The sequence below is a fragment of the Pseudomonas sp. genome (assembly GCF_028293835.1).
Taxonomy (GTDB): Bacteria; Pseudomonadota; Gammaproteobacteria; order Pseudomonadales; family Pseudomonadaceae; genus Aquipseudomonas.
Map to the genome: position 1 here is coordinate 26,110 of NZ_JAQGNX010000162.1, position 6,382 is coordinate 32,491.

At 55.1% G+C, this 6,382-nt stretch carries 9 protein-coding genes; 4 read left to right on the top strand and 5 right to left on the bottom strand.

Annotated features, from left to right (window positions below):
- Positions 1-103: 103 nt before the first annotated feature.
- On the top strand, positions 104-751 hold the full coding sequence (gene erdR / locus JWR17_RS21760) for a response regulator transcription factor ErdR (RefSeq protein WP_299834701.1): 648 nt from the start codon (positions 104-106) through the stop codon (positions 749-751).
- An 83-nt stretch (positions 752-834) separates the two neighbouring features.
- Positions 835-1,200 carry a diacylglycerol kinase gene (locus tag JWR17_RS21765; RefSeq protein WP_299834703.1) on the top strand — a complete coding sequence of 122 codons (366 nt, stop codon included), beginning with the start codon at positions 835-837 and terminating at the stop codon, positions 1,198-1,200.
- A 30-nt stretch (positions 1,201-1,230) separates the two neighbouring features.
- Here JWR17_RS21765 and JWR17_RS21770 read toward each other — a convergent pair whose 3' ends face one another.
- On the bottom strand, positions 1,231-2,157 hold the full coding sequence (locus JWR17_RS21770) for a LysR family transcriptional regulator (RefSeq protein WP_299834705.1): 927 nt from the start codon (positions 2,155-2,157) through the stop codon (positions 1,231-1,233).
- Between the two features lie 122 nt (positions 2,158-2,279).
- Between JWR17_RS21770 and fpr the strand changes: the two genes are divergently transcribed.
- Complete coding sequence (gene fpr, locus JWR17_RS21775; protein ID WP_299834707.1) at positions 2,280-3,059, top strand: ferredoxin-NADP reductase; 780 nt, start codon at positions 2,280-2,282, stop codon at positions 3,057-3,059.
- 120 nt (positions 3,060-3,179) lie between these two features.
- Here the strand turns inward: fpr and tsaA are convergent, their stop codons facing one another.
- The 4 genes from tsaA to JWR17_RS21795 all read right to left on the bottom strand — a co-directional run bounded on the left by tsaA (position 3,180) and on the right by JWR17_RS21795 (position 5,813).
- Positions 3,180-3,884, bottom strand: coding sequence for a tRNA (N6-threonylcarbamoyladenosine(37)-N6)-methyltransferase TrmO (gene tsaA, locus JWR17_RS21780; protein ID WP_299834709.1), 705 nt, complete (start codon positions 3,882-3,884; stop codon positions 3,180-3,182).
- A gap of 26 nt (positions 3,885-3,910) precedes the next feature.
- Entirely contained in the window at positions 3,911-4,390 is a 480-nt protein-coding gene (locus JWR17_RS21785) for a DUF1456 family protein (protein ID WP_299834711.1), read from the bottom strand.
- A 78-nt stretch (positions 4,391-4,468) separates the two neighbouring features.
- A complete protein-coding gene (locus JWR17_RS21790; protein WP_299834713.1) occupies positions 4,469-5,179 on the bottom strand; it encodes an rRNA pseudouridine synthase in 711 nt (236 codons plus the stop codon).
- 169 nt (positions 5,180-5,348) lie between these two features.
- The gene (locus JWR17_RS21795) at positions 5,349-5,813 is read right to left on the bottom strand and encodes a GNAT family N-acetyltransferase (RefSeq protein WP_299834715.1); all 465 of its coding nucleotides are present in this window, start codon (positions 5,811-5,813) and stop codon (positions 5,349-5,351) included.
- 147 nt (positions 5,814-5,960) lie between these two features.
- On the opposite strand from JWR17_RS21795, the gene JWR17_RS21800 reads away from it, so the two are divergent.
- A partial coding sequence (locus JWR17_RS21800; protein WP_299834716.1) for a contractile injection system protein, VgrG/Pvc8 family occupies positions 5,961-6,382 on the top strand: 422 nt, incomplete at its 3' end.

A 6,382-nucleotide genomic window follows, 5' to 3' on the forward strand; every position in this document is an offset into this window, starting at 1 on the left:
GTTAATGGTGCCAAGATGGCGCTATGGGTTGCTGGCATCGACGGATGCCTTCGTGAGCACTGAATTCGTCAGCGCTCACTTAAAAAAACAGGATCATTTATAAATGACTTACGAAATCCTGATTGCCGATGACCACCCGTTGTTTCGCAGCGCACTGCATCAGGCTGTTAGTCTCGGCCTTGGCCCTGACGTCAGACTTGTCGAAGCTGAAAGCATTGCCGAACTTGAAGTTCATCTCGCTGACAAGCGTGATTGGGACCTTGTGCTGCTGGATTTGAATATGCCGGGAGCCTACGGTTTCTCCGGACTGGTTCTGCTTCGCGGGCAGTACCCGCAAATTCCGGTGGTGATGGTGTCGGCGCAGGAAGAAGCATCCATTGTTGTGCGCTCGCGGGAATTTGGCGCAAGTGGCTTCATCCCCAAGTCCAGCTCCCTGGAAACAATTCAAGAGGCAGTGCGCACCGTGCTTGCCGGTGACGTATGGTGGCCGCCGCAGGTTAACGAAGCGATCAGCGTGTCTGCCGAAGCCAAAGCCGCCAGTGCTGGCTTGGCAAGTTTGACGCCGCAACAGTTTCGAGTGCTGACGATGGTCTGCGAGGGCTTACTGAATAAGCAGATTGCTTATGAACTCAGCGTGTCGGAAGCGACGATCAAAGCACACGTCACGGCGATTTTTCGCAAGCTTAACGTACGAACCCGTACTCAAGCGGCGCTGCTGTTGCAACAAATGGAATCGATTGCACAAAGCTAACCCCGTTAAGCACTTGGTTATTCACGCTTTTTTGACGTTTGTTAAATTAGCCTCATTCGTCTTTTTTCAAGCAGTACCTACCTATGTCGCCCTTCAAAGGCCAAACCGGCCTGAAACGTATCCTCAATGCTGCTGGTTATTCCCTGGACGGTTTGCGCGCCGCCTTCACCGGGGAGGCGGCGTTTCGCCAGTTGGTGCTGCTTAACGTGATCTTGATTCCGCTGTCGTTTGTGTTTCACATCAGCAAGGTCGAGCGGGCAGTACTGATAGCCGTGTGTCTGCTGGCGCTGATCGTCGAATTGCTCAACTCGGCAATTGAAGCCGCGATCGATCGGATCTCACTGGACCTGCACCCCTTGTCGAAAAACGCCAAAGACATGGGCAGCGCGGCGCAGTTTATTGCGCTGTGCATGATCGGTGTGGTTTGGGCATTGATCCTGCTGGGCTGAGCAACCAGCGATTAGCGTCCACTGGCTGGCTCAGGCGATGTTTGGCAGCACGATTTCATCGCTGCGCCGCACGCCGGCAGTGAGTCCGCGGCATAGATCAAGAAATTCTCGTATGGCCGATGTCTGGTATTTCTGTTTGTGCCAGATGAAATAGAACTGCCGTGACAAGTCCAATTCCGGGGTTTCCACAGCCACCAGGCTGCCCCGGCGGAAGGCATCGCGCAGGGCCAGACGAGAAATGCAGCCGATACCGAGGCCGGATTCCACGGCACGCTTGATCGCTTCAGTGTGCTCCAACTCCAACCGAACGTTCAGCGCGTTACGATGATGGCGCATGGCTTGGTCGAATGTCAGCCGCGTGCCTGAGCCCTGTTCGCGGAGTATCCAGGCTTCTCGGGTGAGTTCTTCCAGCGTAGCGCTGCCGCGTTTGGCCAGCGGATGCTGCGGGGCGCAAAACACCACCAGCTCATCCTCGACCCAGCTTTGCACCTCAATATCCGGGTGCGTGCAGTCGCCTTCAATCAGACCGAGATCAATTTCGTACTGGGCCACCTGCTGCACAATATGAGCAGTGTTTTGCACGTGCAGTTTGACTTGGCTTTCAGGATGACGCTGCATGAAGCTGCCGATGAGCAGGGTCGCCAGGTAATTGCCGATGGTCAGCGTGGCGCCCACTGACAGTGAGCCAAACCCTGATTTACCATTGAGCAGGTCTTCGATTTCCTTCGCTTGATCCAGCAGCGCAACGGCTTGGGGCAATAGCTGGCGTCCGGTGGCGTTCAAGCTCAGGCGTTTGCCCGCGCGATCGAACAGTTGGCAGCTGGATTGACGCTCTAACTCCGTGATTGACGTGCTGGCAGCGGACTGCGAAAGCGCTAAAAGTCCGGCAGCCCGCGAGACGCTTTCCTGTTGGGCGACGGCGACAAATATCTGAAGTTGACGAAGAGTAAATCGCATATCTATATAACCGATAACCTATATCTTAATAATTCGTTTAACAGATATTGTGCTTGCTACTAGAATGACGCGCAATGGCGCTCAACGTTGGCGCAGGCGAAACTTTCAGGAGCCGACTTTACATGAGCAACATGAACCACGAGCGCGTCCTCAGCGTCCATCACTGGAACGACACGCTCTTCAGTTTCAAGTGCACCCGTGATCCAGGCCTGCGCTTCGAGAACGGTCAGTTCGTCATGATCGGTCTGCAGCAGCCAAACGGGCGCCCGCTCATGCGTGCTTATTCCATCGCCAGCCCGAACTGGGAAGAGCATCTCGAATTCTTCAGCATCAAAGTGCAAGACGGTCCGCTGACCTCGCAATTGCAGCACTTGAAGGAAGGCGATGAGATCATCATCAGCAAGAAGCCTACCGGCACGCTGGTGCTTGACGACCTCAAGCCAGGCAAGCACTTGTATTTGCTCAGCACCGGCACCGGCCTTGCGCCGTTCATGAGCGTGATCCAGGACCCGGAAACCTACGAGCGGTTCGAGAAGGTCATCCTGTGCCACGGCGTACGTTATGTAAACGAAGTGGCTTATCGCGAATTCATCACCGAGCATTTGCCGCAGAATGAATTCTTTGGCGAAGCGCTGCGTGACAAGCTGATCTACTACCCGACCGTGACTCGCGAGCCGTTTGAAAACGAAGGCCGCTTGACCGACTTGATGCGCAGCGGCAAGTTGTTTACCGACATCGGTTTGCCACCCATCAATCCTCAGGACGACCGCGCAATGCTGTGCGGCAGCCCGAGCATGCTCGACGAAACCAGCGAAGTGCTTAACAGCTTCGGCTTGAAGGTCTCTCCTCGGATGCGTGAGCCCGGTGATTACTTGATCGAGCGCGCGTTCGTCGAGAAATAGATCGCAGAGCAGAGCTGCCCAGCAGCTTCTGTGGGACCGAATTCATTCGGGAAGGTCACGTCTCGGTACATCAGACAAACCGCGTCGCAAGTTCCCGTATGAATTCGGTTCCACGGATATTTATGTTCGTGGTGTTGCAGCAACCACCTCAAGCACGCGTATCACCCCGGCTTGCGGGTAATGCCAGCGCACATCCACGTCCCAAAACTGAGCGCCGTAGCGACGTTCTGGCGCCGGGATTTGGTAGGCAGGACGTGGGTCTTGCGCCAGGCATTGCTCTATCAATTCAATCAGTGGCTCGGCCAAACGTTGCGCATGCTCACGGGCCTGCAGCAGCGCGTTGTCTTCCCACTCCACCAAAATCAACAGCGGCGCTGCACTGGCGATGCTGTTCGATGCATTTACGATCACGTCGGCATAAGGCACATACGGTTTGACATCGAGCACCGGCGTGCCGTCCAGCAGATCGATGCCCGAAACCCACAGACGACCCGGTTCAACCTTGTCCAGTTTGACCACCGATTGGCCAATACCATTCGGCCGGTGAGTGGCCCGGGTGGCAAAGACGCCCATGGACTGATTGCCACCCAGACGCGGCGGCCGGACTTTAAGTCGCGGCTTCTCTTCCAATGCTTGATGAAACAAAAACAGCAGCCACACATGGCTGACCTGTTCGAGGCCTTGCAAGGCGTCGGCGTGGTCGAACGGCGCTACCAGTTCCAAGACGCCGCGTGCAGCAGGCGCCAGTTGAGGCTGGCGGGGGATGGCGAATTTCTCTTTGAAGCAAGAGCGCATGAAGCCGATGGGCGAAACAGTATAAGTCATGGTCGCCATCGGCCTCTGGACAGGGATCAGCCGCGAATACGCAGGGTCAGGCCCTTGAGGAAGTTACGCAGTAACTGGTCGCCACAGGTGCGATAGTTGCTGTGGCCGAACTTGCGGAACAAAGCGCTCAGCTCAGGCTTGGACACTGGAAACTCTGAGGCCTTGAGGATTGCGTGCATGTCGTCTTCTTTCAGTTCGAAGGCAACCCGCAGTTTCTTCAAGACGGTGTTGTTAGTGACCGGTACTTCGATCTTCTGCGGCGCACGGCTGTCATCTTTACCGCGCTTGAAGATCACCAGGCCATCAAGAAAGTGCGCCATGACTTCATCGCTGCAATCCAGATAACCTTCTTCTTGTTCCTCTTCGCCGTCCTTGTCCTTCTTCATGAAGGCAATTACGTCAGCCTTGGTCACTTCGAAGCCGCCAAGTTTAACGATATCGACGATTTTTCCATCGCTGATATCAAGCATGTAGCGAATGCTACGCAGTACATCATTGTTCATCATGGTGTTCGGTCCTGATAATACGGGGGTGAGCGGCGCACGGAGAATCCGAATGCCGCTGAAAACGGGTTCAGCGCAGGATTAAAACTTTTCCTTGCTGGACAGGTAACGCCATTGGCCTTCCGGCAACTTGCCCATGGACACACCGCCGATGCGGATGCGCCGTATGGCAACGACTTTGAGGCCGACGGCTTCGCATAGCTGGGCAATGATGCCGGGTTGTGGATTCTTCATGGCAAAGCGCAGGCGATTTTCATTCTGCCAGCTGGCTTTGACCGCCGGTAAATCCTTGCCTTTATAGGTCAGGCCGTGGGTCAGGCGATTAAGCCCGTGGGCTACCATGTCGCCGGAAATCTCCACCACGTATTCCTGTTCTATCTTGCTGCGGTCATCGGTCAATTTGCGTAAAACCTTCCAATCCTGACTAAACACCATCAAGCCGCTGGCGTTGGCTTGCAATGTCGAGATCGGCGAAAGACGCATGAAGTGGCCTTTGAGCGGGCGCTTGCCGTAGCGATGTTCTTCGGACAATGTGCCGGGGCTGATCAGTTGCAGCGCGCTTTCAGCATCGAAGCTCGCTGGCTGGTGCAACAGAATCGTGACCGGCTCAGGCGCGGTGGCCTTGGCCTCAGGGTCCAGTTCAATTTTCTGGGCATCCACTTTGAACTGCGGTTCTTCAATGACCTCGCCATCAACCGTGACCCAACCGCCTTCAATAAACAGTTCAGCCTCCCGGCGGGAGCAGCCGAATAGCTCGACGAGGCGTTTGGAAAGGCGAATGGGTTCTGTCATGACAAAGAGCCGTACTAAAGAGAAAGGCGACTATTGTACCCGCGCCCGCCCGGTTAATCGCGGCTCCATTGAAAATGCCTCGATATAGTGCCGGATAAGCATGATGAACCCGGTCATCACACTACTAGTGCTTTCCCGAGATGGAGCGCGAAACGGTTCCCGGGATTTTCTACACATTGCCGCTCACCGATCTCAAACGCATGTGCAGCAGTGGGTAAGGTTGACCCATACCGTCCTGCTCTTCGCGACCGATGACCTCGAACCCCTGCTTCAGATAGAAACCCCGTGCCTGGTGGTTCTGTTCATTGACGTCGAGTTTTTCCGCGTGGAAGTGGTCAATGGCGTGTTCCAGCAGTCGCTTCCCAATTCCTTGGCCACGGTACTCCGGGTCAATGAACAGCATTTCGACCTTACCAATAGTCACCCCGGCGAAACCGGTAATCCGTCGTCCAGCGTCTTTAGTGCAGAACAAAGTCACCGCATCCAGGTACTGATCAAGCACCAGTTCCTTGAGCATCAAAATATACGAGTCGGGCAAAAAGTCGTGGGTGGCCCGCACTGAGTCTTCCCACAAGCGGGCCAGCTCCGGATAGTCACTTGGGTTGGGTGTGTGAATAACAGGGGTATTTCGCATACAACCTTTCTCCTGAGACCAACACGTTAGGCTGAATACACCAACACACTTAAAGATTCGGCCTACAACATTATAGGATCCCGCTGGCTTTCAATACCCGAAGTGCCGGGCAGACTTCGTTATCTTTTGGATTCGGAGATCCTGCCAATGCCCCAAAAAAGCACCTTCACCTTCACGCTAAGCATTCCGGATGTAGGAAACCATGGTTTGCAGGTGCTCGCGTTTAACGGGTGTGAAGCGGTCAGCACGCCTTACGCTATCACCATTGAACTGGTCAGCCGTCGTCGCGGCATTGAACTTGCGGACTTGCTGCACAAGGCGGCCTTTCTCAGTTTCGGCCCTGGCGGTGAAGGGGTTCATGGCAATATCCACTCGGCTCACAAAGGCGACTCCTGCCTGGCGCTGACCCGCTACGTCATCGTGCTTAAACCCTACCTGGCCTACCTGGAACACAGCAGCCATCGCCGTTCATTCCAACATATGAGCGTGCCGGACATCGTGCTTGAAGTGTTGAAAGAGCACGGGTTGTTCAATGGCCTGCAGGTTGAGTTCAACCGTAGTGGGGCGGA

What these genes read in the sequence shown, in the direction of transcription:
- JWR17_RS21770 (WP_299834705.1), bottom strand. Translation starts at nt 2,157, where the DNA reads ATGCGATTTACTCTTCGTCAACTTCAGATATTTGTCGCCGTCGCCCAA.
- fpr (WP_299834707.1), top strand. Translation starts at nt 2,280, where the DNA reads ATGAGCAACATGAACCACGAGCGCGTCCTCAGCGTCCATCACTGGAAC.
- JWR17_RS21765 (WP_299834703.1), top strand. Translation starts at nt 835, where the DNA reads ATGTCGCCCTTCAAAGGCCAAACCGGCCTGAAACGTATCCTCAATGCT.
- JWR17_RS21795 (WP_299834715.1), bottom strand. Translation starts at nt 5,813, where the DNA reads ATGCGAAATACCCCTGTTATTCACACACCCAACCCAAGTGACTATCCG.
- JWR17_RS21785 (WP_299834711.1), bottom strand. Translation starts at nt 4,390, where the DNA reads ATGATGAACAATGATGTACTGCGTAGCATTCGCTACATGCTTGATATC.
- tsaA (WP_299834709.1), bottom strand. Translation starts at nt 3,884, where the DNA reads ATGACTTATACTGTTTCGCCCATCGGCTTCATGCGCTCTTGCTTCAAA.
- JWR17_RS21790 (WP_299834713.1), bottom strand. Translation starts at nt 5,179, where the DNA reads ATGACAGAACCCATTCGCCTTTCCAAACGCCTCGTCGAGCTATTCGGC.
- erdR (WP_299834701.1), top strand. Translation starts at nt 104, where the DNA reads ATGACTTACGAAATCCTGATTGCCGATGACCACCCGTTGTTTCGCAGC.